The 24875-nt window shown below is 60.1% G+C and carries 24 protein-coding genes and 1 pseudogene; 9 read left to right on the plus strand and 16 right to left on the minus strand.

All coding sequences use genetic code 11. The features are described 5' to 3' along the window. Positions 1 to 200 precede the first annotated feature (200 nt). The 5 genes from fkpB to murJ form a co-directional block, all read right to left on the minus strand. Complete coding sequence (gene fkpB / locus V8J63_RS23770) at positions 201 to 653, minus strand: FKBP-type peptidyl-prolyl cis-trans isomerase (protein WP_122698534.1); 453 nt, start codon at positions 651 to 653, stop codon at positions 201 to 203. Continuing rightward, complete coding sequence (gene lspA, locus V8J63_RS23775; protein ID WP_024014359.1) at positions 646 to 1158, minus strand: signal peptidase II; 513 nt, start codon at positions 1156 to 1158, stop codon at positions 646 to 648. The genes fkpB and lspA overlap by 8 nt, the downstream gene beginning before the upstream one ends. Further along, positions 1151 to 3982 carry an isoleucine--tRNA ligase gene (gene ileS, locus V8J63_RS23780; RefSeq protein WP_336464701.1) on the minus strand — a complete coding sequence of 944 codons (2832 nt, stop codon included), beginning with the start codon at positions 3980 to 3982 and terminating at the stop codon, positions 1151 to 1153. The genes lspA and ileS overlap by 8 nt, the downstream gene beginning before the upstream one ends. Before the next feature lie 13 nt (positions 3983 to 3995). Next, positions 3996 to 4934: a bifunctional riboflavin kinase/FAD synthetase gene (gene ribF, locus V8J63_RS23785; RefSeq protein WP_016773125.1), complete on the minus strand. Its 939-nt coding sequence runs from the start codon at positions 4932 to 4934 to the stop codon at positions 3996 to 3998. 129 nt (positions 4935 to 5063) lie between these two features. After that, on the minus strand, positions 5064 to 6602 hold the full coding sequence (gene murJ, locus V8J63_RS23790) for a murein biosynthesis integral membrane protein MurJ (protein WP_336464702.1): 1539 nt from the start codon (positions 6600 to 6602) through the stop codon (positions 5064 to 5066). 252 nt (positions 6603 to 6854) lie between these two features. On the opposite strand from murJ, the gene rpsT reads away from it, so the two are divergent. Continuing rightward, positions 6855 to 7127, plus strand: coding sequence for a 30S ribosomal protein S20 (rpsT, locus tag V8J63_RS23795; RefSeq protein WP_003228351.1), 273 nt, complete (start codon positions 6855 to 6857; stop codon positions 7125 to 7127). A 184-nt stretch (positions 7128 to 7311) separates the two neighbouring features. Here the strand turns inward: rpsT and V8J63_RS23800 are convergent, their stop codons facing one another. The 5 genes from V8J63_RS23800 to rplU form a co-directional block, all read right to left on the minus strand. Next, a complete protein-coding gene (locus V8J63_RS23800; RefSeq protein WP_110603157.1) occupies positions 7312 to 7779 on the minus strand; it encodes a CreA family protein in 468 nt (155 codons plus the stop codon). A gap of 10 nt (positions 7780 to 7789) precedes the next feature. Next, the gene (proB, locus tag V8J63_RS23805) at positions 7790 to 8908 is read right to left on the minus strand and encodes a glutamate 5-kinase (protein ID WP_336464703.1); all 1119 of its coding nucleotides are present in this window, start codon (positions 8906 to 8908) and stop codon (positions 7790 to 7792) included. 137 nt (positions 8909 to 9045) lie between these two features. Beyond that, complete coding sequence (cgtA, locus tag V8J63_RS23810; RefSeq protein ID WP_016773122.1) at positions 9046 to 10269, minus strand: Obg family GTPase CgtA; 1224 nt, start codon at positions 10267 to 10269, stop codon at positions 9046 to 9048. A 193-nt stretch (positions 10270 to 10462) separates the two neighbouring features. Beyond that, positions 10463 to 10720 (minus strand): 50S ribosomal protein L27, encoded by a 258-nt coding sequence (gene rpmA / locus V8J63_RS23815; RefSeq protein ID WP_016773121.1) that lies wholly within the window; start codon positions 10718 to 10720, stop codon positions 10463 to 10465. A gap of 35 nt (positions 10721 to 10755) precedes the next feature. Further along, positions 10756 to 11067 (minus strand): 50S ribosomal protein L21, encoded by a 312-nt coding sequence (rplU, locus tag V8J63_RS23820; RefSeq protein ID WP_007924746.1) that lies wholly within the window; start codon positions 11065 to 11067, stop codon positions 10756 to 10758. 241 nt (positions 11068 to 11308) lie between these two features. On the opposite strand from rplU, the gene V8J63_RS23825 reads away from it, so the two are divergent. The 3 genes from V8J63_RS23825 (at position 11309) to V8J63_RS23835 (ending at position 13263) form a co-directional block, all read left to right on the plus strand. After that, positions 11309 to 12277, plus strand: coding sequence for a polyprenyl synthetase family protein (locus V8J63_RS23825; protein ID WP_016773120.1), 969 nt, complete (start codon positions 11309 to 11311; stop codon positions 12275 to 12277). Positions 12278 to 12458: 181 nt separating this feature from the next. Beyond that, a complete protein-coding gene (locus V8J63_RS23830; RefSeq protein ID WP_016773119.1) occupies positions 12459 to 12800 on the plus strand; it encodes a zinc ribbon domain-containing protein YjdM in 342 nt (113 codons plus the stop codon). Between the two features lie 205 nt (positions 12801 to 13005). Then, the gene (locus tag V8J63_RS23835; RefSeq protein WP_016773118.1) at positions 13006 to 13263 is read left to right on the plus strand and encodes a PA4570 family protein; all 258 of its coding nucleotides are present in this window, start codon (positions 13006 to 13008) and stop codon (positions 13261 to 13263) included. Between the two features lie 139 nt (positions 13264 to 13402). Here the strand turns inward: V8J63_RS23835 and V8J63_RS23840 are convergent, their stop codons facing one another. From V8J63_RS23840 to V8J63_RS23850, 3 genes are all read right to left on the minus strand, one after another. Next, positions 13403 to 14020, minus strand: coding sequence for an FKBP-type peptidyl-prolyl cis-trans isomerase (locus V8J63_RS23840; RefSeq protein WP_039761705.1), 618 nt, complete (start codon positions 14018 to 14020; stop codon positions 13403 to 13405). Positions 14021 to 14140: 120 nt separating this feature from the next. Continuing rightward, positions 14141 to 14446: a DUF6482 family protein gene (locus V8J63_RS23845; RefSeq protein ID WP_024014365.1), complete on the minus strand. Its 306-nt coding sequence runs from the start codon at positions 14444 to 14446 to the stop codon at positions 14141 to 14143. 131 nt (positions 14447 to 14577) lie between these two features. Next, entirely contained in the window at positions 14578 to 15066 is a 489-nt protein-coding gene (locus tag V8J63_RS23850; RefSeq protein WP_016773116.1) for a TIGR00645 family protein, read from the minus strand. Between the two features lie 160 nt (positions 15067 to 15226). Here V8J63_RS23850 and V8J63_RS23855 point away from each other — a divergent pair, with 160 nt between their 5' ends. Then, a complete protein-coding gene (locus V8J63_RS23855) occupies positions 15227 to 17056 on the plus strand; it encodes a hypothetical protein (protein WP_336464704.1) in 1830 nt (609 codons plus the stop codon). Here the strand turns inward: V8J63_RS23855 and V8J63_RS23860 are convergent. Beyond that, positions 17053 to 17373, minus strand: a complete 321-nt coding sequence (locus tag V8J63_RS23860) for a PA4575 family protein (RefSeq protein ID WP_016773114.1) — start codon at positions 17371 to 17373, stop codon at positions 17053 to 17055. The genes V8J63_RS23855 and V8J63_RS23860 overlap by 4 nt on opposite strands. A gap of 324 nt (positions 17374 to 17697) precedes the next feature. Next, positions 17698 to 20136, minus strand: a complete 2439-nt coding sequence (locus tag V8J63_RS23865) for a Lon protease family protein (RefSeq protein WP_024014367.1) — start codon at positions 20134 to 20136, stop codon at positions 17698 to 17700. 302 nt (positions 20137 to 20438) lie between these two features. On the opposite strand from V8J63_RS23865, the gene V8J63_RS23870 reads away from it, so the two are divergent. The 4 genes from V8J63_RS23870 (at position 20439) to V8J63_RS23885 (ending at position 24019) form a co-directional block, all read left to right on the plus strand. Continuing rightward, the gene (locus V8J63_RS23870; RefSeq protein ID WP_016773112.1) at positions 20439 to 20927 is read left to right on the plus strand and encodes a DUF3015 domain-containing protein; all 489 of its coding nucleotides are present in this window, start codon (positions 20439 to 20441) and stop codon (positions 20925 to 20927) included. 96 nt (positions 20928 to 21023) lie between these two features. After that, the gene (locus V8J63_RS23875) at positions 21024 to 22877 is read left to right on the plus strand and encodes an Lnb N-terminal periplasmic domain-containing protein (protein WP_024014368.1); all 1854 of its coding nucleotides are present in this window, start codon (positions 21024 to 21026) and stop codon (positions 22875 to 22877) included. 220 nt (positions 22878 to 23097) lie between these two features. Beyond that, positions 23098 to 23454 (plus strand): hypothetical protein, encoded by a 357-nt coding sequence (locus tag V8J63_RS23880; RefSeq protein ID WP_336464705.1) that lies wholly within the window; start codon positions 23098 to 23100, stop codon positions 23452 to 23454. Positions 23455 to 23524: 70 nt separating this feature from the next. Continuing rightward, a complete protein-coding gene (locus V8J63_RS23885) occupies positions 23525 to 24019 on the plus strand; it encodes a GreA/GreB family elongation factor (protein WP_039761720.1) in 495 nt (164 codons plus the stop codon). Here the strand turns inward: V8J63_RS23885 and V8J63_RS23890 are convergent. Continuing rightward, positions 24016 to 24875 (minus strand): annotated as a pseudogene (locus V8J63_RS23890) (NADP-specific glutamate dehydrogenase); the annotation flags it as partial. The gene V8J63_RS23885 and the pseudogene V8J63_RS23890 overlap by 4 nt on opposite strands.

Genomic DNA, 24875 nt, shown 5'->3' on the forward strand with positions numbered 1-24875 from the left:
GCCTCGTGTCTTGCGCGCGAAAACAATGGAAAACAGACTGTGGAGACCTGCTTGTTGTGGCGAGGGAATTCATCCCGCTCGGCTGCTTAGCAGTCGTAGACCGTCAACGGACTTATCTCAGAATCCGTTGACTGGTCTGGGCGCGCTTCGCACCCCAGCGGGGATAGATCCCCTCGCCGCAGAAGCTCACTCCTGCATTTTTAGATCGCTTTGACGGAAATGATTTCCACGTCAAAGGTCAGCGTCTTGCCCGCCAGCGGGTGGTTGAAGTCGACGGTCACTTGCGTGTCGTCGAATTCCTTCACCACACCTGGCAATTCAGTATTGGCCGCATCGTTGAAGATCACCAGCAGACCCGGTGACAACTCCATGTCGTTGAACTGCGAACGCGGGATGGTCTGCACGTTCTGCGGGTTCGGCTGACCGAAAGCGTTTTCCGGCTCGACGGTCAGGGTGCGCTTGTCGCCGGCCTTGAAGCCGAACAGTGCGGCTTCGAAGCCCGGCAGCAGGTTGCCATCGCCGACCTTGAACGTCGCCGGGGCCTTGTCGAAGGTACTGTCGACGGTGTCACCGTTTTCCAGGCGCAAGGCAAAGTGCAGGGTGACTTCGGTGTTCTGGCCGATGCGTTGCTCAGTCGATAGCGGTTCAGTCATGAGCGGCCTCTTCGGTTTTCTTCGATTTGAACATGTCCAGTGCCAGCATGATCGCGCCAACGGTGATCGCGCTGTCGGCAATGTTGAACGCCGGGAAATACCAGCGGTTCTGCCAGTGCACCAGAATGAAGTCGATCACATGGCCCAGGGCAATGCGGTCATACAGGTTGCCCAGCGCGCCACCCAGCACCAACGCCAGGGCGACGGCCAGCCAGGTGTCGTTGCGGCCCAGACGCTTGAGCCAGACCACCAGCACGGCACTGACCACAATCGCGATCAGGGCAAACAGCCAGCGCTGCCAGCCGGAGCTGTCGGCGAGGAAGCTGAAGGCAGCGCCAGTGTTGTAGGCCAGGGTCCAGCTGAACAGGTCGGGAATGATCACGATCTGCTGGAACATTTCAAGCTTGGCTTCGAAGTAGAACTTGCTGGCCTGGTCAATGACCAGAACCAGCAAGCTCAACCACAGCCAGCTCAGCCGTCCGAAACGGCCAATGGCATCAGGCATAGTGACGAACCTCGCCCGCGCCGCTGATATTGTCGACACAACGACCGCAGATTTCCGGATGCTCCGGGTTCACGCCGACGTCTTCGCGGCAATGCCAGCAACGCGCGCATTTCGGGAACGCCGATTTGACGATCTTTAGTTTCAGACCGCTGACTTCGGTGGCCACTGCATCGGCCGGAGCCTGAACGAATGGCGCGACGCTGGCAGTCGAGGTGATCAGGACAAAGCGCAGCTCGTTGCTCAGCTTGGCCAGATCGGCGCTCAGCGCCTCTTCGGCAAACAGCGTCACTTCGGCCTGCAGGTTGCCACCGACGGCTTTCGCCGCACGCTGGATTTCCATCTCTTTGTTGACCGCGACCTTCACTTCCATGATGCGATCCCAGTAGGCGCGACCCAGCTCGAAGCCTTCCGGCAGCTCGGTCAGGCCTTCGTACCAGGTGTTGAGCATGACCGACTCGTTACGCTCGCCCGGCAGGTATTGCCACAGCTCGTCAGCAGTGAAGGCGAGGATCGGCGCGATCCAGCGCACCAGCGCTTCAGAGATGTGGAACAGCGCAGTCTGGCACGAGCGACGGGCCTTGCTGTCGGCACCGGTGGTGTACTGGCGGTCCTTGATGATGTCGAGGTAGAAACCACCCAGCTCCTGCACGCAGAAGTTGTGGATCTTCGAGTACACGTTCCAGAAACGGTATTCGCCGTAGTGCTCTTGCAACTCGCGTTGCAGCAGCAGCGTGCGATCCACCGCCCAGCGATCCAGCGCCAGCATGTCTTCAGCCGGCAACAGGTCGGTGGCCGGGTTGAAACCGGTCAGGTTGGAAAGCAGGAAGCGCGCGGTGTTACGGATACGACGGTAGGCATCGGCGCTGCGCTGCAGAATCTGCTCGGACACCGCCATTTCGCCAGAGTAGTCGGTCGAAGCGACCCACAGACGCATGATGTCGGCGCCCAGGGTGTCGTTGACCTTCTGCGGCGCGATCACGTTGCCCAGCGATTTGGACATCTTGCGCCCGGACTCATCGACGGTGAAGCCGTGCGTCAGCAGTTCGCGGTACGGCGCGTGGTTGTCGATGGCGCAACCGGTCAGCAACGAGGAGTGGAACCAGCCACGGTGCTGGTCGGAACCTTCCAGGTAGAGGTCGGCACGCGGGCCGCTCTCGTGGCCCATCGGGTGCGAACCGCGCAGAACGTGCCAGTGCGTGGTGCCCGAGTCGAACCAGACGTCGAGGGTGTCGCTGATCTTGTCGTACTGCGGCGCTTCATCACCGAGCAGTTCGGCAGCGTCGAGTTTGAACCAGGCTTCGATACCTTCGACTTCAACGCGTTTGGCGACTTCCTCCATCAGCTCGACGGTACGCGGGTGCAGCTCGCCGCTTTCCTTGTTGAGGAAGAACGGGATCGGCACGCCCCAGTTGCGCTGACGCGAGATGCACCAGTCCGGACGATTGGCGATCATCGAGTGCAGACGCGCCTGGCCCCAGGCCGGAACGAACCTGGTGTCTTCGATGGCTTTGAGCGAGCGCACGCGCAAGGTGTCGCCGCTGGTTGGCTCCTTGTCCATGCCGATGAACCACTGCGCAGTAGCGCGGTAGATCAGCGGGGTCTTGTGGCGCCAGCAGTGCATGTAGCTGTGTTCGATGACGGTGGTGTGCATCAGCGCACCGACTTCGGTCAGTTTTTCGACGATGGCCGGGTTGGCCTTCCAGATGAACTGGCCGCCGAAGAATTCCAGCGACGGCACGTACACGCCGTTGCTCTGTACCGGGTTGAGGATGTCGTCGTTGACCATGCCGTATTTCTTGCAGGTCACGAAGTCGTCCACGCCGTAGGCCGGGGCGGAGTGAACCACGCCGGTGCCAGCGCCCAGCTCAACGTAGTCAGCCAGGTACACCGGCGACAGACGATCGTAGAACGGGTGACGGAAGTTGATCAGCTCAAGTTCTTTACCGGTGGTGGTGGCGATGACCGAACCTTCCACGCCGTAGCGCGCCAGGCAGGCTTCGACCAGCTCTTCAGCCAGCACCAGCAGCTTGTCGCCGATATCGACCAGGGCATAGTTGAATTCCGGGTGCACGTTCAGCGCCTGGTTGGCCGGGATGGTCCACGGGGTGGTGGTCCAGATCACGATCGCAGCAGGTTTGCTCAGCGACGCCAGACCGAACGCGGCAGCCAGTTTGGCTTCATCAGCGATCGGGAACGCGACGTCGATGGTCGAGGACTTCTTGTTCTCGTACTCGACTTCCGCTTCAGCCAGAGCCGAACCGCAATCGAAGCACCAGTTCACCGGCTTGAGGCCCTTGAAGACAAAACCACCCTTGACGATTTCGGCGAGGGCGCGGATTTCACCGGCCTCGTTCTTGAAGTCCATGGTCTTGTACGGGTTGGCGAAGTCGCCGAGCACGCCGAGACGGATGAACTCGGACTTCTGCCCTTCGATCTGCTCGGTGGCGTAGGCACGGCACAGCTCGCGGGTTTTATCCGCGCCGAGGTTCTTGCCGTGGGTCACTTCCACCTTGTGCTCGATCGGCAAGCCGTGGCAATCCCAGCCCGGGACATACGGCGCGTCGAAACCCGACAGGGTTTTCGAGCGGATGATCATGTCCTTGAGAATCTTGTTCAGTGCGTGACCGATGTGGATCGTGCCGTTGGCGTACGGAGGGCCGTCGTGCAGGACGAACTTCGGACGATCCTTGCCAATCTCGCGCAACTTTCCGTACAGGCCAATACTGTCCCAGCGCTGCAGGATCTGCGGTTCGCGCTGTGGCAGGCCGGCCTTCATTGGGAAGGCGGTGTCCGGAAGGTTTAGCGTGGCTTTATAGTCGGTCATTTAAGGCTCTTCATTAGCGATGGGCGCTAGGTGCGGCTAGTGCACGGGCGGTGGCGACATCCGCATTGATCGCCGTTTTCAATGCCTCCAGAGAGGCGAAGCGCTGCTCTTCACGCAGCTTTTGGTGGAAAACCACCGTCAAACGCCGGTCATACAGATCGCCGGCAAAATCTAACAGATGGACCTCGAGGTGGGCTTTGCCATCTCCTTGCACCGTGGGGCGCACGCCGATATTGGCGACGCCGGGCCAGGTCTTGCCGTCGATGTCGACATTCACCAGATACACCCCGGTAAACGGCACGCGACGACGCTTGAGTTGAATGTTGGCAGTGGGCGTGCCCAGTTGCCGGGCCAGTTTCTGCCCATGCAGCACGCGACCGGCGATGCGGTACGGACGGCCGAGCAAGCGTTCGGCCAGGGCAAAGTCGGCCGCAGCCAAGGCGTTGCGCACCTGCGTGCTGCTGACGCGAATGCCGTCCAGCTCTACGGTTTGCGCCGCTTCGACGGTGAAACCGTGAACCTGCCCGGCCTGCATCAGAAAATCGAAATCGCCGAGGCGGTCGCAACCGAAACGGAAATCGTCACCGACCTCCAGATGCTGCACGCCAAGGCCATCGACCAGAATGGTATCGACGAACTCACTGGCGCTGAGCTTGCTCAGCCGCTGGTTGAACGCCAGGCACAGCACCCGGTCGACGCCTTCAGCGGCCAGCAATTGCAGCTTGTCGCGCAACCGCGCCAGACGTGCCGGTGCGGTATCGGGCGCAAAGAACTCCCGCGGCTGCGGCTCGAAAATCACCACGCAGCTGGGTACGCCCAACTCGAGCGCACGCTCACGCAGCCGGGCCAGGATAGCCTGGTGACCACGGTGAACACCGTCAAAGTTGCCAATAGTGGCGACGCAGCCCCGATGCTGGGGGCGCAAGTTGTGGAGGCCTCGAACCAGCTGCATAACGCGCTTCTTGCTCATAAAGTGGTCGATTATAACCACACCCGACGGCCGACGACAGGCAACACCGTAACGCAAAGTGAACGAGCCGACAAAACCGCCGGCCCGTGCCTGTTTATAAAGACTGAAACCTCAGCTCAAGGCTTTGCGATTGAAGTCGCGCAGGCGGAAACCCAGCAGCAGCAACATACCGAAATACGCCACCACGCCAGCAACCACCAGCGCGCCCAGGCGTAGGAAGCGCTCGAGCATATGCCCCTCATCCCACGCGGGCATGAAATGCATGCCGGCCAGCAACACCGCCGACATCACGGTCACTGCAACGACCAGCTTGAAACCGAATTTGCCCCAGCCCGGCTGCGGTTGATACATCTTCTGCTTGCGCAGCTGATAGAACAGCAGGCCGGCGTTCAGGCAAGCACCGGCACTGATCGCCAAGGCAAGGCCGGCATGGGCCAGTGGGCCGATCAACGCCAGGTTGAACAACTGCGTGCAGACCAGCGTGAAAATCGCGATTTTCACCGGGGTGCGAATGTTCTGTTGCGCATAAAAGCCCGGCGCCAGCACTTTGATCACGATAATCCCGAGCAGGCCGACAGAATAGGCAATCAGCGCACGCTGGGTCATCTCGGCATCAAAGCCACTGAACTGGCCGTACTGAAACAATGAAACAGTCAGCGGCTCGGCAAGAATCCCCAGCGCCAATGCGCACGGCAGCACCAGCACAAAGCACAGGCGCAGCCCCCAATCGAGGATTCGCGAATACTCGTGGCGATCCTTGCTGGCATAGGTCTTGGCCAGTGTCGGCAGCAGAATCGTGCCCAGTGCCACACCCAACACGCCCGACGGCAATTCCATCAAACGGTCGGCGTAATACATCCACGACACCGAACCTGCGACCAGAAACGAGGCGAAGATGGTGTTGATGATCAATGAAATCTGGCTGACCGACACGCCGAGAATCGCCGGCAGCATCTGCTTCATCACCCGCCACACGCCGCTGTCGCGCAGGTTCAGGCGTGGCAGCACGAGCATGCCGATCTTTTTCAGGTGCGGCAGCTGATACAGCAACTGCGCCACACCGCCGACCAGCACCGCCCAGCCAAGGGCCATGACCGGTGGATCGAAGTACGGCGTGAGGAACAGCGAAAACACGATCATGCTGACGTTGAGCAGAGTCGGCACGAAGGCCGGCACCGAGAAGCGGTTCCAGGTGTTGAGGATCGCGCCGGCCAGCGACGACAGCGAGATCAGCAATATATAAGGAAAGGTCACCCGCAACAGATCGGAGGTGAGCTGGAATTTCTCCGGGGTATCGGTAAAACCGGGCGCTGTGGCCCAGATCACCCAAGGGGCGGCGATCATGCCCAGGGCCGTCGCCACCGCCAATACCAGCGTCAGCAGGCCGGATACATAGGCAATAAAGGTACGCGTCGCCTCTTCGCCCTGCTGGCTTTTATATTCAGCCAGAATCGGCACGAAAGCCTGGGAGAAAGCCCCTTCGGCAAAGATCCGCCGCAGCAGGTTGGGCAGTTTGAACGCAATAAAGAAGGCATCCGTGGCCATCCCGGCGCCGAATGTCCGCGCGATCAGCGTGTCACGAACAAAACCCAGAATCCGGGAAAGCATCGTGATAGAGCTGACGGCGGCCAACGATTTGAGCAGATTCATTGAGAGAGTTTGTGCCTGTCGATAAACAGCAGGCGAACAATGCGCCTACTTGTGCGATACTCCGCGCCGCAACAGCACAGAGCCAAAGCTCGCGAGTTTACAGGTCAAGCGCCGGAAATAAATATCCCGCCTCTTTATACCTACCACTTAGCGGAACGATTCAAGTGCCCTTGACAAGACAAGTCTTCATCGGCATGATTCGCGGCCTATTTTGTTTGCTATTTCCTAAAAAGTCTTTCGAGGAGCTCGACGGTGGCCAACTCACCTTCCGCCAAAAAACGTGCAAAACAGGCTGAGAAGCGTCGCAGCCACAACGCCAGCCTGCGTTCCATGGTTCGTACCTACATCAAGAATGTAGTTAAGGCCATCGACGCAAAAGACGCTGAAAAAGCTCAAGCTGCATACGTTCTGGCTGTGCCAGTTATCGACCGTATGGCCGATAAAGGCATCATCCACAAGAACAAGGCTGCTCGTCATAAGAGCCGTCTGAATGGCCACGTCAAAGCGCTGAAAGAAGCCGCTTAATCGACGTAGTCATTAAAAAACCGACCTCAGGGTCGGTTTTTTATTGCCTGTGATTTAACAAGCTACAGGCAAAAAAATGTGGGAGCGAGCCTGCTCGCGAATGCGATCTGCCAGTTGGTATTTCTATCGACCGACATGACCTCTTCGCGAGCAGGCTCGCTCCCACAGTTCGGATTGGTGGCGCTTATTGCTGGACCGGCACCCACGGCAGGATCGGGATAGCCGTGACCGCATTCTGCGGACTGCCCTCGATCAAGCGATCGCTGTAGACCAGGTACACCAGCGTGTTGCGCTTCTTGTCGAGGAAACGCACCACCTGCATGGTCTTGAACACCAGCGAGGTGCGCTCCTTGAACACCTCGTCGCCATCCTTCAGCTCCCCCTTGAACTTGATCGGCCCGACCTGGCGACAAGCGATCGACGCTTCTGCGCGATCCTCGGCCAGACCGAGACCACCCTTCACTCCACCAGTCTTGGCGCGTGACAGGTAGCAGGTCACGCCTTCGACTTTCGGATCGTCGAACGCCTCGACCACGATCCGGTCATTCGGCCCGACAAACTTGAACACCGTCGACACCTGACCGACTTCCTCGGCCGAGGCCAGCAATGGCATGGCCATCAGCAGACCCAATAATCCTTTCGCTACACGCATCGAATTTTCCTTAGACCAGAATCAGGTTGTCACGGTGAACCAGTTCCGGCTCCGCCATGTAACCGAGCAAACCGACAATCGCATCCGACGACTGACCGATGATTTTTTGCGCTTCCAGGGCGCTGTAATTGGCCAGACCCCGAGCGACCTCCCGACCATCCGGCGCTACGCAGACGACCATCTCACCGCGACGGAAACTGCCTTGAACCAGCTTCACCCCCACCGGCAGCAGACTTTTGTTGCCCTTGGACAACGCCGACACCGCCCCCTCATCCAGCACCAGAGTGCCACGGGTTTGCAGGTGCCCGGCCAGCCACTGCTTGCGCGCCGCGAGCATGCCGCGCTCCGGCGATAGCAGCGTGCCGATGCGCTCGCCCGCCTTGAGACGATCAAGCACGCGCTCAAGGCGCCCGCCGACGATGATGGTATGCGCACCGGAACGCGCTGCCAGGCGCGCCGCGCGCAGCTTGGTCTGCATGCCGCCACGCCCCAGCGCACCGCCGGTACCGCCGGCGACCGCATCAAGCGTCGGATCATCGGCGCGCGCTTCATAAATCAGCTGCGCATCAGGATTGTTGCGCGGATCGGCGTCGAACATGCCGTCGCGATCAGTGAGGATCACCAGCAGATCGGCCTCGACCAGATTGGCCACCAGCGCCGCCAGCGTGTCGTTGTCGCCAAAACGGATTTCATCGGTGACCACGGTGTCGTTTTCATTGATCACCGGAATGACCTTCAGCTCGACCAGCGCACGCAAGGTACTGCGGGCGTTGAGGTAGCGCTTGCGGTCGGACAGGTCGTCGTGGGTCAGGAGAATCTGCGCAGTGTGCCGGCCATGCTCGGCGAAGCTCGACTCCCACGCCTGCACCAGCCCCATCTGACCGATTGCAGCGGCCGCCTGGAGCTCGTGCATGGCACTGGGTCGCGCGGTCCAGCCCAAGCGACTCATGCCGGCCGCCACCGCCCCGGAGGACACCAGCACCAGCTCGACGCCCGCCTCATGCAGCGCCACCATCTGCTCGACCCAGACACTCATTGCCGCGCGATCCAGCCCTTTGCCGTCAGCTGTCAGCAAAGCGCTGCCGATCTTCACGACCCAACGCTGCGCACCTGTCACCTTGCTCCGCATCATCTTCAACCTTAGCTTGAGGGCAGCGCGACCTGGCACTGCCCGTGACGTTAATCGTGGCGATTGCTGACCAACGATCGATTTCCGGATACTAAAACGCCGCTCGATTGAGCGGCGTTCAAGTTTATCGCAACGGATCAGTCACGCACGTAAATGATTTCCGGACCGTCTTCGTCATCCACATCTTCTTCGTCCCAGTCATCGTCGCCGATGTCATGGACTGACTTCACGCCACTGCGACGCAGGGCACGCTTGTCATCCAGCGCCTGCAACTGCGCACGGGCTTCGTCTTCGATGCGCTGATCGAGATCGGCCAACTCTTCCTTGTACGCAGGATCTGCAGCGAGGCGATCGGCACGGTCTTCCATGTAACGCATGATGTCGTGGCACAGACGCTCGGTACCGATCTTGGCGATGGCCGAGATCACGTACACCGGACCGGTCCACTCCAGACGATCGACGATTTCCTTGACCCGAGCATCGTGCTCTTCTTCAAGGATCTGGTCGCACTTGTTCAGCACCAGCCAGCGATCACGCTCGGCCAGCGACGGACTGAACTTGATCAGCTCGTTGACGATCACTTCAGCCGCGTCCGGAGCACTGGAATCATCCAGCGGCGCCATGTCGACGAGGTGCAGCAGCAGACGCGTGCGCGCCAGGTGCTTGAGGAAGCGAATGCCCAGGCCGGCACCGTCGGAAGCGCCTTCGATCAGCCCCGGAATGTCGGCAATGACGAAGCTCTTCCAGCGATCGACGCTGACCACACCCAGGTTCGGCACCAGCGTGGTGAACGGGTAGTCGGCAACTTTCGGCTTGGCCGCCGAGACCGAACGGATAAAGGTACTTTTACCGGCGTTCGGCAAGCCCAGCAGACCGACGTCGGCCAGCACTTTCATTTCCAGTTTCAGGTCGCGCTGCTCGCCCGGCTTGCCTGGCGTGGTCTGACGCGGTGCACGGTTGGTACTGGATTTGAAACGGGTGTTGCCCAGACCGTGCCAGCCGCCCTGCACTACCATCAGTTTCTGCCCGGCCTTGGTCAGGTCGCCGATGACTTCCTGAGTGGCAGAGTCGATCACGGTGGTGCCGACCGGCACGCGCAGGATCAGGTCTTCGCCCTTCTTGCCGGTGCAGTCGGTGCTGCCACCGTTGGAGCCACGCTCGGCATCGAAGTGACGGGTGTAACGGTAGTCGACCAGGGTGTTGAGGTTTTCGTCGGCCATCATGTAGATGGAACCGCCGTCACCGCCATCACCGCCGTTCGGACCGCCGTTTTCAATGAATTTTTCCCGGCGGAAACTCATGGCACCGTTGCCACCGTCACCGGCCTTTACGCGAATCGATACTTCATCAACAAACTTCATAACCAACGCCTCTCGCCGTACGGACGAGCCGAAAAACAATCAAGACATAAGACTCTTGCAAAAATGAGCGCAGCGACCCCAAGACACGACCTGCATCGCACGCCGACAGCCCATACAAACAGCTTTGCAAGAGACTCACCCCACAAACGAAAAAGCCCCGTCGCAAGACAGGGCTTCTCCAGCGATCTCGCGATTAAGCCGCGATTACGCTCACGTAACGACGACCGAAGGCGCCCTTTACTTCGAACTTGATCACGCCTTCGATTTTAGCGAAGAGAGTGTGATCCTTGCCCATGCCAACGCCGTAGCCAGCGTGGAATTGGGTGCCGCGCTGACGCACGATGATGTTGCCGGCCTTGATGACCTGGCCGCCATACATCTTCACGCCAAGGCGTTTGGCTTCTGAGTCGCGACCGTTACGGGTACTACCACCAGCTTTTTTGTGTGCCATGAGTTCAATTCTCCTAGTGAGGAATTAGGCTGTAATTAAGCCTGAATACCGGTGATTTTGATCTCGGTGAACCACTGGCGGTGGCCCATACGCTTCATGTGGTGCTTACGGCGACGGAACTTGATGATGCGGACTTTATCGTGACGACCTTGGGAGATCACTTCAGCCTTGACGGTTGCGCCAGCAACAACTGGTGCGCCGATGTTCACGTCGTCGCCGTTGGCGACCAGCAGAACGCGATCAAAAGTCACGGATTCGCCAGTAGCGATTTCCAGTTTTTCGATCTTCAGGTATTCACCTTCAGCGACCTTGTATTGCTTACCGCCGGTAACGATTACTGCGTACATGGTATTTCTCCGATAATCCTGCTCACCCAGCTCTTTATAAGAAGAGGTATTGGCTGGCATGGCTGCATGGGGCTGGAACGGCCCAAGTGCAATTGCGTAAGGCAGGTGCTGCCCAGGAAGTTCAGGGTGCGCGATTGTACGCAAGCAATCTGCCTCGCGCAAGTGGCCGTCCATCGCGCCTTGACAGGTCTGGACGGGGGTCCTAGCATGCCGCGCAACCCTTCTGGAGCGACTCTCGCTGATGCAACCCCAAGCTTTCTACCGCGCGGTGGCGGACGATTTTAGCGCCGTCGACGGCATCATCAAGAAGCAGCTGACGTCTCGAGTGCCGCTGGTATCGAAAATCGGCGATTACATCACGTCGGCCGGCGGCAAACGCCTGCGTCCTTTATTAGTGTTGCTGTGTGGCAAGGCCCTGGGTCGCGAAGGCGACGACATGCGCCTGCTGGCCGCCACCATCGAATTCCTGCACACCGCGACCCTGCTGCATGACGACGTAGTCGACATGTCCGGCATGCGTCGTGGCCGCTCGACCGCCAACGCCATGTGGGGCAATGCCCCGAGCGTGCTGGTCGGCGACTTCCTGTACTCGCGCTCGTTCGAAATGATGGTCGAACTGGGCTCGATGCCGGTGATGAAGATTCTCTCCCAGGCCACACGCATCATCGCTGAAGGTGAAGTGTTGCAGCTGTCCAAGGTGCGTGACGCCAGCACCAGCGAAGAAACCTACATGGAAGTCATCCGCGGCAAGACCGCGATGCTCTTCGAAGCCTCTACCCACAGCGCCGCCGCCCTGGCTGGCGCGACCGCCGAGCAGAGCGAAGCCCTGCGCACGTTCGGCGATCACCTGGGTGTGGCGTTCCAGCTGGTTGATGACCTGCTCGACTATAAAGGCGACGCGGAAACCCTGGGCAAGAACGTCGGCGACGATCTGGCCGAAGGCAAGCCAACCCTGCCGCTGATCTACACCATGCGCGAAGGTACGGCCGAACAGGCGGCACTGGTGCGTCAGGCGATCCAGAAAGGCGGGATCGAAGACCTCGAAAGCATCCGCATCGCCGTCGAAGCGTCCGGCTCGCTGGAGTACACCGCGCAACTGGCCCGCGATTACGTGGCCCGCGCGATCAAGTGCCTCGAGGCGCTGCCGGCCAGCGAATACCGCGATGCGCTGGTGGAACTGAGCGAGTTCGCGGTCGCCCGCACGCACTGATTCATCCCCTGTGGGAGCGAGCCTGCTCGCGAAAGCAATCTGCCAATCGACTCAATGTTGACTGACACAGCGCTTTCGCGAGCAGGCTCGCTCCCACAGTTGTTTCTGCGCTATGCCCTCCTACGCGTAAAACCCTATACAATGTGCGCCCTTTAGTCCTCCTGATACCCAAGGAACCTTAGTGAGCACGTTGCCACCCTGCCCGAAATGCAATTCCGAATACACCTACGAAGACGGCACCCAACTGGTCTGCCCCGAGTGCGCCCACGAGTGGTCTGCCAGCGGCGAAGCCGAAGTGGCGGCTGATGATGCCGTGAAGAAAGATTCGGTCGGCAACGTCCTGCAGGACGGCGACACCATCACCGTGATCAAGGACCTCAAGGTCAAAGGCACGTCGCTGGTGGTCAAGGTCGGCACCAAGGTCAAGAACATCCGCCTGTGCGATGGCGATCATGACATCGACTGCAAGATCGACGGCATCGGCCCGATGAAGCTCAAATCCGAGTTCGTCAGAAAAGTCTGAGCCTTGCGTCATCCATCCTGCGCCAGCCGTGGGATGGAGCTTTGCCCTCCCCCGCTTCGGCTCAATGAATCCGCGCATGGCCATCAGCCAGCCATTTTGACCTGACACAATCTTTACCCGGAAAAATCCACGATCCGCCAATAGGCACTTGCTATTTAATGAATAAGAATTATTCTCATTGAAACCTTTCAAGGAGATGAGCCCCATGACTTATTTGATCGACGCCTGGCTGGATCGCCCACACCCTTACCTCAGAATTCTCCATCGGGAAACCGGCGAAGTCTGTGCGGTGCTTGAAGAAGAAGCCTTGCATGAGCTGCAGGATCAAGGCGATCTGGACGTCAGCAGCCTCAATTCCAGCGAGCCGCTGGTGCTCAAGGAGCTGGTGCGCAATCTGTTCCTGTTCTGCTATGCCCGGGCGTTGCGCCCGACCAATGAGCTGCACAACAAGATCGAAATATGAGCAGCATTAAAAAAACCTGTGGGAGCGAGCTTGCTCGCGAAAGCGATAAATCAGTCAACGAATGAGTCGACTGAAAAACCGCCTTCGCGAGCGAGCTCGCTCCCACATTTTTCAGCCCGCCATCAAGGCAGGCTCGGTATTACAGAACGTCCAGCAGCTCGACGTCGAATACCAGAACGCTGTGCGGCGGGATGCTGCCCACGCCTTGTGCGCCGTAAGCCAGTTCGCTCGGCACGTACAGGCGCCATTTGCTGCCGGCATTCATCAGTTGCAGGGCTTCGGTCCAGCCAGCGATCACGCCGCCAACCGGGAATTCTGCAGGCTGGCCGCGCTCGTAGGAGCTGTCGAACACAGTGCCGTCGATCAGGGTGCCGTGGTAGTGCGTACGCACCTGGTCTTCACGGGTCGGCTTGGCGCCTTCGCCCTGAGTCAGCACTTCGAATTGCAGGCCGGAAGCCAGGGTGGTGATGCCGTCACGCTTGGCGTTTTCGGCGAGGAAGGCCAAGCCTTCGCCAGCCGCGGCTTCAGCCTTGGCAGCTGCTTCGGCTTGCATGATCTCGCGGATCACTTTGAAGCTGGCGGACATTTCTTCCTGGCCAACACGGCTTGGCTTGCCGGCGAAAGCGTCGGTCAGACCGGCCAGGATCGCGTCCAGGCTGACACCCGGTGGCGGGTTGTCGCGCAGCTGGTCGCCGAGTTGACGGCCGATACCGTAGCTGACGCGGGTTTCGTCGGTGGACAGATTTACTTCGGACATGACACTGCTCCGCTGTGCGGACGGCCACAGGACTTGCCGTGCGTGCACAGCGCGTCCCGGCGCGCCCGGAACCAAAAGGGCGAGCAGACTAGCACAGATACCCCGGACTTGGGGCCGAGCCTACAGGGCCGAGCGCCAGGCGAGCGGCACTTTCAGGCTTTCATCGAGGTCAGCGACCAGCCCGCACATTTCGTCATGGACTGAGGTGTGCACAAGGTTGAATGGCAGCACCGGGAAGGCATGCAGCAGATCCCGCGCGTGCTCCACTGAGCGCAGCGTCAGCATATTGCCCTTGAGATCGCTCAACGGATACGCCGTCCCATGCATCCTCGCTTCCAACAGGTAAATGCCCCCTTCCATGGAGATCAGGTTCAACTCGTCGACCTTCCTGGCAACAGCAAACGCGTTCAACTCTTGCAGGTTCATGGAAGCACCTCACACCGTGGCGAATCGCACCGTTACAGGCATAGGCCGCTGCGCTTGAAAGCACAAGCCACAAACGAAACCGCCCGTCTGTTTCGCAACAGACGGGCGGTTTTTTTGCCTTGGTCGGCTGATCAGTGTTTGGTGACCTTGTCCAGGTAACCCATGGCAAACGCGGACACCACAAAAGTCATGTGAATGATCACGTACCACATCAGATGCTCAGGATCGACGTTCTTGGCATCCATGAAGATGCGCAGCAGGTGGATCGAAGAAATCGCCACGATCGACGCCGCGACTTTCATCTTCAGCGACGACGAGTCCATGGTGCCCAGCCAGCTGAGCTTCTCTTTGCCTTCGTCGATGTCCAGTTGCGAGACGAAGTTCTCGTAGCCGGAAATCATCACCATCACCAGCAGACCGCCCACCAGCGCCATGTCGATCAGCGACAGCAGCACCAGAATCAGATCCGATTCAGCCATGGCGAAGACGTTGGGCAGGATATGGATGATTTCCTGGAAGAACTTCAATGCCAGCGCCAGCAGACCGAGGGACAGGCCGATGTAGATCGGCGCCAGCAGCCAGCGGGTGGCGTACATTGCATTTTCGATAAAGCGTTCCATTGACTCTCACACAAGGGGCTGGAAATGGCGGCGAGTATAACAGCCCGCTGTGACAGCCAGAAACCGCCGGAAAATCCGCCACCTGCGTGTGTGTGACAAAGTTTTTCTGCTAGTGTCCAAAGCATTGACAGCCCAATGACAGTGGACAGGACGCGTGGAAATGGATGTGCGATCAGCCTTGACGACTGCCGGAATCTGCCTCGCCTTGCTCATCGGCGGTTGCTCGCCCGGCGATGAAAAACAAGTCGCCAACCTCGACGAAAAGACCGCCACCTTCGAACAGTCACTGGACACGATCAGCGATCCCATGCTCAAGGACGCCATCACCGAACTCGGCGGTTCGCTGCTGTTGCTCGAACGGGCCAGGCTCAAGCTCGACGACATCGCGCCGCACATCGAATATGGCGCCGACGCCCTCGCCGTGCTCAAGCACTACCCTACCCCGCAAGCGCTGGTCGATACCTTCATCAACGGCCTGTTCGTGCTGCACAAGGACGCCAGCTCGGATTACCTGACCGATCTGCAACCGGTATTCCCGTTCAACCTGAACATTCCCGGCGGTTTTCTGTTTCCGCACGGCATCGAATGGCACTCGGTGACGCTGAGCAACAAACGCGTGATCGCCTGGCAGCCGGAATGGTCGGAAACCGATCCGGGCATTCAGCTCAGCCCGTCCAGCTCCAACGTGACCAACCCCGATGACCTGACGGTGACCTACCCGTTCATCGATGGCCTGAACGTCGACAAGAAAAGCCTGCCGCAACCGGTCAGCCTGCAAGGCCAGGTCGAGGTCATCGCGCCGCGTCGCCTGTACAGCTTTGACCTGACGCAGAAAGACGTCGGCCAGACCCGCAGCAACGACAACCTCAGCGTCAAACTGCTCAAGCTGGAAAAGAACTATGCCGAGGTCGAAGTCAGCAACAGCCTGCCGCTGGCAGCGGAAGTCGCCGAAATCCGGATCAATCCGCTGATCGTCCAGGCCCGCGACGCCAGCGGCCAATACCTGGTGCGCGCCGGTTCGATCAACGAAAGCCCGGAGCAGGTCGCGTTCTACCAGAAGCAACTGACGCAGTTACAGAAGCAGAAGAGCTGGAGCGACACCCTGGAAAAACAGCTCAGCGACGACCAGCAAGCCTTCGAGAAAGACCACCCGCGCCGCTACAACAAGGTGTATTTCCACGGCCCGATCGACACACTGGAAGTCAGCGTGCTCGACTTCTCCTCGGCAACGGTGACGCGCAAATCCCTGGACCTGCCGGTGCGCACCTTCAACCCGCACACCACGGCCAAAACCGTGCAGCCGCTGGATCTGCCAGTTGTGGTGTATGACGATCTCGCCGCCAACTGGCTCAAAGGCGCGGACCTGACCGAGGAACAATTGAAGGCCGGCGTGCGCATTCATCAATCGGTTGAAGAGCCGAGCGCGGCGCGTATCGAGTTTTCCCACCGCCGCACCTTCAATGACGAATTGCTTGGCGACGAACTCAACCCCGGCGTCAGTCCCGTGACCTTCTTCACGGAAAAGCGCGGCGGCAAACTCGACGAGCCGATCGAACTGCCGCCCGAGGCGTATCAGGTCGATCCGCTGCAAGCGACGATAACTTATGATCTGAATCTGTTTCCGGAAACCCCGGCGATTGCCGTGGGCTCGATGCCGTTGTTTCTGGCCACGGTGGCCAAGCAATCCTACGACGCGCAGTCATTGCCCAAAGGCCTGGCGATCAAGGACAACACGCTGGTAGTCGACCTGAAAACCTTCCCGGCCAACGAATGGCGTTTCTTCGTCAAGGACGACAGTGGCCACTACCTCAAGCAGATTCTTTCGGTCAGCCACGACGCCAGCACCGAAGGCCCCGCGCTACTCGGCGTGCACTACTTTTATGGTCGCCCGACTCGCGTGGAGACCTATCAGCGCACCGACCTCGCCACCGTGCAATACGGCTTTGAGGTCAAGCTCGACAAGGCGCCGGTGGACCAGACGGCGCCTTAACCGTTGAGACTGCGCCCACGGCCGCCGTTGATCTGCCGCAACTGCGCTTGCAGATGCAAGCTCCAGATCTGCGGATCATCGGCCAGTTCGTAACCATGCAAGGTCAGGCTTTCAACGATGGTGTCGAGAATCGACTCGGCCGCCACCGGGCCGTGGAACGGGCCTTGGGCTTTGATCGCGGAAGGTTGTTCGCCGGCCATGCCGGCCGCGAAGAGCAGCGTCCACATGCCGTTGTCGCCGGCCAGCGGCTTGACGGCGCATTCGATCCGGGTCACCAGACCCAGGCATTGACGGGTGAGACAGAGGTTGCGCGACATGGCGGCGACCCTCGGTAAAGCCGGTATTCAGCCCCCACGGGAGGACTGGCTCGATCCAGTGATACTGTCGATATCCTTGACCTGAGAATAGAAGAAAAGTGTCCCGCGCAAGCCAAATGGAACCAGAAGGCGCCGAATGGTCATTGTGTGAATATTGGCGTCAGAGTAGTGGCACATTCCCCGAAGATCCCCGCAGAGATCAATCTGGAAAAGCACTGCGGGAGCGAGCCTGCTCGCGAAGACGATGGATCAGCCAACTCATTCGTCGACTGATACAGCGCTTTCGCGAGCAGGCTCGCTCCCACAGGGTCTGGCGTGAACTGATCAGGCCGGTTTGGCTTCGGCGAGGGCCTCCTGCGCCAGTTCCTTCTCAGCCTCTTTCAAGTCCTCTTCGCTGATCATCTCGGCGATATCGCGCAGGCGCTCGACCACTCGGGCATTGATGCTGCCTTCGGGGAATTCGCCATCGGCGTTCGGCTCCCCGGCCGGCTCGCCCACCAGCAGGCTCAGCGCCTCATCGGCCTGACGCACCGCATACACGTGGAACTGGCCGGCGCGCACGGCGGCCAGGACTTTCTCATCGAGCATCAGCGTGGCGACGTTGGCCTGGGGAATGATTGCGCCTTGTTCGCCGGTCAGGCCGCGTGCTTCGCAGAGGCGGAAGAAGCCTTCGATCTTCTCGTTGACCCCGCCGACTGCCTGCACTTCGCCGAACTGGTTGATCGAACCGGTGATGGCAAAACATTGCTTGAGCGGGGTTTTCGACAGCGCCGAAATCAGCGTGCACGCCTCGCCCAGCGACGCACTGTCGCCATCGACGTAGCCGTAAGACTGCTCGAGCGCAATGCTCGCCGAAATCGCCAGCGGGAATTCCTGGGCGTAACGACTGCCCAGATAACCGGTGAGGATCATCACGCCTTTGGAGTGAATCGGCTGGCCGAGGTTGACCTCGCGCTCGATGTCGACGATGCCGCTGCCGCCCGGGTACACCGTGGCGGAAATCCGCGCCGGCACGCCGAACGCCGAATCACCGACCTCCAGCACCGTCAGCCCGTTGCACTTGCCGACTGCCGCACCGTCAGTGTCTATGAGGATGATTCCGGCGAGCATGTCGTCGAGAATCCGCGCCGAGACCCGCCCGGTGCGGGTGGCCTTGGCTTTCAGGGCGCGTTCGATATGGCCGGCGTCGGTCATCTCATCGCCGGCCAGATGGCGAATGAAATCCGCCTCGCTGACCAGTTGGAACAGATCGCCAATGCGCGCCGACAAGCGCCCCTGATGCTCGGCCAGCCGTGCGCTGTAGGTCGCCAGTCGTGCCACCGCATCGGCGGTCAGCGGCGCCATGCCTTCTTCCGAAGTACGGGTTTTCAGGAGCTGGGCGAACTGCTCGAGGCTTTCGTCGACCATCGGGATGTCTTCGTCGAAGTCGACCAGAACGCGGAACATCTCCTGGAAGTCCGGATCGAGATCCTGCAGCGTGTAATACAGCTGCCGCGCACCGATGATGATGACTTTGACCTGCAGCGGAATGTGCTGCGGGTTCAGGGTCATGGTGGCGAAGCGGCCCATCTCGCCCAGCGGCGATTCCATTTTCAGTTTGCGCGATTGCAGGGCGCGTTTGAGCGCATCCCACACGAACGGCTCGCTGAGCATTTTCTCCGCTTCGAGAATCAGGAAACCGCCATTGGCGCGGTGCAGCGCACCCGGACGCAACTGCCGGTAAGTGGTGTAGAGCGCGCCCTGATCGGTGGTGTACTCGATGCGGCCGAACAGGTTTTCGTAGGTCGGATGCGGTTCGAACACCACCGGTGCACCGCCGCTGGCCGGATGCCCGACCACCAGGCTCGGTGCGTATTGTTCTTCCAGCAACTTGCGCGCGACGGCGTCGGTCTTGCTGTCGTCAACCAGTTGCTCGACCACGGTTTTCAGCAGATACACCTGCATCGCTTGCAGGTAACCGCAGACCCCGGCGTTCTCCGCGTACTTCTCCGACAGCGGCGCCAGCAACGGCTGCAAGGCCAGGGTGATGGTTTCTTCGTTGAGCGAACGCAGTTGATTGTTCGACTCGCGCTTCCACTGCGGCAGGCTGGCGAGTTCTTCGTTCAGGCGCTCTTCGAGGCCGGAAATGTCATCGTGAAAACGCTCGCGCTCGGCTTCCGGCAACTGCGCGAATTCGGCTTCGTCCAGGGCCTTGCCGTCGAGCATCGGCGTGAAGGCGATATTGCTGCTGTCGCGGTACAGGGCGACGTCTTTTTCCAGGGCCAGCCGCTCGATGATGTCCAGCGCCTTGTCGTAGCGCTGGTTGAAGGCACGGTCGATGGCGCTTTTTTTCTGCTGGTAGGACGGGTGTTCGAAAACTGCTGGAAAAGTCGCCAGCAGGTTGTCGATCAAGCCGTTGATGTCGCCGATGAACGAGGCCGCCGTGCCCGATGGCAGCTCCAGTGCACGCGGTTCGCGCGGCTCATCGAAGTTGTTGACGTAGACCCAGTCCGCCGGGGTCTGCAGGCGCTTGCCTTCGGCTTTCAGGTAGCGTTTGACGAACGAGAAACGGCCGGTGCCGGGCTCGCCCATGACGAATACGTTGTAACCGGGGCGTGGCATCGCCACACCGAACTGCAAGGCTTCGACCGCGCGTTCCTGGCCGAGCACACCGCGAAAGGGCTCCAGATCATTGGTGCTAGTGAAGCTGAACTGTTCAGCGGAAAACGGACGAGTCAGCGCTTCGGGCGCAAGACGCAGGCTGGCAGCAACAGGATCAGGCATCGGGCTTCCTTAACAATCAGGCGGGGCAGGTAGCGGCATTCTGGCGCTGCCCGTGCCCCACTGGCAAGGCGCGCCACATGACAAAGCATAGACAAGCGCGCGGCCGGCCGACGGGTCCCGATAAATCAGAGGTTTATTCCAAATATTTTGCAAAAAGTCACGGAACCGCTGGAACGTGCCTAAACTCCAAACTGCGCGGCTGGAACTAATACCGGCCCACTGACACTTTCGGCTTTGTCCTCGGGCAGAGCACGAAGGGCCAGAACCCTGTCCATTGGTATGCACATAAAGAGAACAAAGCTATGAAACGGATTCTTCTCGGTACTCTCTTCACCGCTGTATCCATCAACGCAATGGCGCAAGCCCCGGGCGGCCCGGATTGCGGTTGGGGCAACATGCTGTTCGAAGGTCAGCGTGGCACCCCGGCGCACTTCCTTGCTTCCACCACCAACGGCACTTCCGGTAACGCCACGTTCGGTATGACTTCCGGCACCAACGGTTGCTCGACCAACGCATCGCTGACCTACGGCGGCAAATCCTGGTTCGCCATGAATGGCATGATGAACGAGCTGTCCGAAGACATGGCCAAAGGCAACGGCGAAGCGCTGACCACTTATGCCGTGGTTCTGGGCGTAGCACCGGAAGATCGCGCGCACTTCGCGCAAGTGACCCACGAGCACTTCCAGCAGATCTTCAGCAAAGCTGACGTGACCGCTGAAGACGTGCATACCAACACTCTGGCAGTACTGAAATCGGACCCACGTCTGGCCAAGTACGCAACTCAGGCTTAAGCTCGACCCCGCCCGCTTCCTTCGGGAAGCGGGTTTTGTTTTTTTTGGCCCGCCCCTCTTTGGGTCTTTATTACTTTCCTGTTCAAGTTGCCGACTATGCTCAAACGCCTTGCCTGGCTGGCGCTCTGTGTCTGCGCCCCGCTGTCCGCCGCGCCTCACATCGATCCTCAACGTTTGCAGCAACTGGCCAACGACCGCTTCTGGATTTCCCTCGGTCATTACGAAACCGCCAAGCTCGGCGGCTGGCGCAGCTATGTCAGCGACAAGAAGTTCTTTCTCGCGCCCGACGGCAATGAACATCCGGACCGCGAACTGGCCGCCACCGTGCAGGCGTTGTACGCCCCGGCCAGCCTCGGCGAGCAACACGCACAATGCGTATACCCCGCGCGCACGCGCTGGCTGAAAGCGCAGCTCAATCTCGCTGACCTGCCAGCGCCGGAATGCGCCGAATACAAGCAATGGTTCAAGGACGTCTCGCCGCACAGCGCGGTGATGATTTTCCCGGCGGCGTATCTCAACAGCCCGTCGTCGATGTTCGGCCACACCCTGCTGCGCATCGATCAGGCGGATGTGCAGGCCGACAAGACCTCGCTGCTCAGCTACGCGATCAACTTCGGCGCCTACATCGAAGGCTCGGACAACAGCATTCTGTATGCCTGGAAAGGCTTGATGGGCGGCTACCCGGGGCTGTTCGCGCTGGTGCCGTATCAGGAAAAACTGTCGGAATACCGCAGCCTGGAAAACCGTGACCTGTGGGAATACCGGCTCAATCTGACACAGGAAGAAACCGCACGCATGGTCGAACATGTGTGGGAGCTCAAGCAGATCCAGTTCGACTATTTCTTCTTCGACGAAAACTGCTCGTATCGCTTGCTGGAACTGCTGCAAGTGGCGCGGCCGAGCCTGCGCCTGACCGAACAATTCCCGCTGACCGCAATCCCCACCGACACCGTCAAAGCGGTGAAAGAGGCCGGGCTGGTCGAGCACATCGAATATCGCCCGTCCCGCGAACGTGAACTGCTCAGCCGCGCCGAGCCGTTGAGCGATGATGAACAGCAATGGGTGCTGAAAGTCAGCGCCGATCAAAAAGTCCTGCAAGAGCCAACGTTCAAAGCCCTGCCGCGCGCACGTCAGGCGCTGATCGTCGACGCCGCCTATCGTCTGGAGCGCTACCGCGCCAACGGCCAGGAGCGCGACCCGCAACGGGCGCAGCGCAGTTTCGAACTGCTGCGGGCGATCAACAAGAACCCGGCGCCGGAGCTGGAAATACCGCAACCCGGTCTGCCCGAAGATGGCCACGAGTCCCGCACCTGGCAGGCCGGCCTCGGTACGCGCGGCGATCGCGCGTTCGGCGAATATGGCCTGCGCATGGCTTATCACGACCTCAATGACAATGCCGAAAGCTTCCCCCTCGGCGCGCAGATCGAGATCCTGCAACTGAAGCTGCGCCAGTACGAAGGCAATGACTGGCAGCTGCAGCAACTGGATCTGGCCACCATTCGTTCGCTGACACCGCGCAACGAGCTGCTGCAACCGCTGTCGTGGCAAGTCACCGGTGGCCTTGAGCGGGTGCCGGGAAAGCATGACGACGAAACGCTGGTCAGCCATGTCAACGGTGGCGGCGGCGGCACGTGGCAGTTGGGCGAAGACGTGCTCGGCTTCGCGCTGGGCACGGTGCGCGTGGAACACAACAATGACTTCGCCGAGTTTGTTTCCCCGGCCGGCGGCTTCAACACCGGCGTGCTGTGGAAAAACCCGCTGGGCAATCTGAGCCTGGAAGCCAAGGGCGACTATTTCTTCAACGGCGAAGTGCGCCGCAGCCTGAGCCTGAATCAGCAGTGGGAGCTGTCGCGCAACCTCGGTTTGCGCCTGAGCGCTCAGCGTGAATTCAGCCAGCTCGCCAGCCCGGAAACAGAAGTCATGCTGGAAGTGAAGTGGTATCACTACTGATCCCCGCACACAGCACAAAACCAATGTGGGAGCGAGCCTGCTCGCGAAGGCGGTGGGTCAGTCAATAGTAGTGTTGCCTGACACGACGCCTTCGCGAGCAGGCTCGCTCCCACACGCGCTTTGTGGTGTGCAATGGATTTTTCACAGGCCTTCGACAGCCGCCTCATGAATCCCCTTCTAGACTTCCCGTATCAGCCGAAAACCGGCGCGGGAGAGTGCGATGTGGCGGTGCGTGGGATTGTTGGCCGTTGTATTGGCGCTGGCCGGTTGCCAGACCACCCATGAAGACTTGATCGCCAAGGGCTATCCACCGGCCTTCGCCGATGGTTTCGATGACGGTTGCGTCAGCGGCCGGCAAGCGGCGGGCTCGATCAGCGGTGAGTTTCGCAAGAACGTGCCGCGCTATCTCAAGGATCAGCAATACGCCGACGGCTGGGTCGACGGCTTCCGCCAATGTCAGGCGATGCTCGAAAACAGGGATCGCGAGCAATATCGCAACGAGCATTGGGACGAACGCGAACGCGCCTGGCAGCAGCAGAAGGACCAGGACATCGGGCGGGCTTATCGCTCGCAATAGGTCGCTTGCAGACATCCGTTGAAACCAAATGCCGGCAACCATGGCCCAAATCCTTTAACAGGAGGACTTCATGAGTCGCGCATTCGTCAACGAAGACAACGCCGCCGCGCAGGCCGATCAGCCGGTCGAACGTCAGGTCAGCACGCAGCCCAACTACGTCACCCCGCAAGGGCTGGCGCAGTTGCAGGCGAAAGTCATCGAGTTGCAGAGCCTGCACGCCGAGCAAACGGCCAAGGGCGAGCAGGCCGACAAACAACGTCTCGCCGATCTGCAACGGGATCTGCGTTATTTCACTCAGCGCCTGAGCAGCGCCCAAGTCGCAGTCGCTGCGACCTCCACCGACAAGGTGCAGATCGGTAGCTGGGTGACTTTTGCCGATGAACACGACACTGAACACCGCGTGCAACTGGTCGGCGAGGATCAGGCCGACGCCAGTCAGGGCCTGATCAACTGGGCCTCACCGCTGGGCCGGGCCTTGCTCGGCGCCCGGCTCAACGATGAAGTGCTATGGCAGCGACCTGCCGGCGATCAACTGATCGAAGTGATCCGCATCGAACCGGCTTAAACCACGCCTTGCGCCAACATCGCATCGGCGACTTTGACGAAGCCGGCAATGTTCGCGCCTTTGACGTAATTGATCTGACCGTTGTCTTCGCCGTAATGCACGCAGGCGTGGTGGATCGACTGCATGATCGCGTGCAGCTTGCTGTCCACCTCGCCCGCGGTCCACAGCAGGCGCATGGCGTTCTGCGACATTTCCAGACCACTCACGGCCACACCGCCGGCATTCGACGCCTTGCCCGGTGCGAACAAAATACCGGCCTCGATAAAGATATCCACAGCCTCCAGCGTGGTCGGCATGTTCGCGCCTTCAGCCACACAGACGCAGCCATTGCGCAGTAGAGTGCGCGCGGCTTCGGCGTCGAGTTCGTTTTGCGTCGCGCAGGGCAGCGCGATATCGCACGGCAGCGACCACGGATGTTGGCCGGCGCGGAATTCCAGACCATGGGCGCTCGCCAGTTCGCTGATGCGCCCGCGCTTGATGTTTTTCAGTTCCAGCAGCGCCAGCCACTGTGCTTCGCTCAAGCCTGCTTCGCAGTACAGCGTGCCTTCGGAGTCGGACAGGGAAATCACTTTGCCGCCGAGATCCATGACTTTGCGCGCCGCGTACTGAGCAACGTTGCCAGAACCGGAAATCGCCACGCGCTTGCCTTCCACGCTCTGCCCGCGGCGTTTGAGCATCTCCTCGGCGAAGTACACGCAGCCGAAACCGGTGGCTTCCGGGCGAATCAGGCTGCCGCCGTAGGTCATGCCCTTGCCGGTGAGGACGCTGGTGAACTGGTTGCTCAGGCGCTTGTACTGGCCAAAGAGGAAACCGATCTCCCGCGCACCGACACCGATATCACCGGCCGGCACGTCAA

The sequence above is a fragment of the Pseudomonas sp. CCNWLW23 genome, assembly GCF_037095675.1.
Lineage (GTDB): Bacteria > Pseudomonadota > Gammaproteobacteria > Pseudomonadales > Pseudomonadaceae > Aquipseudomonas > Aquipseudomonas atacamensis.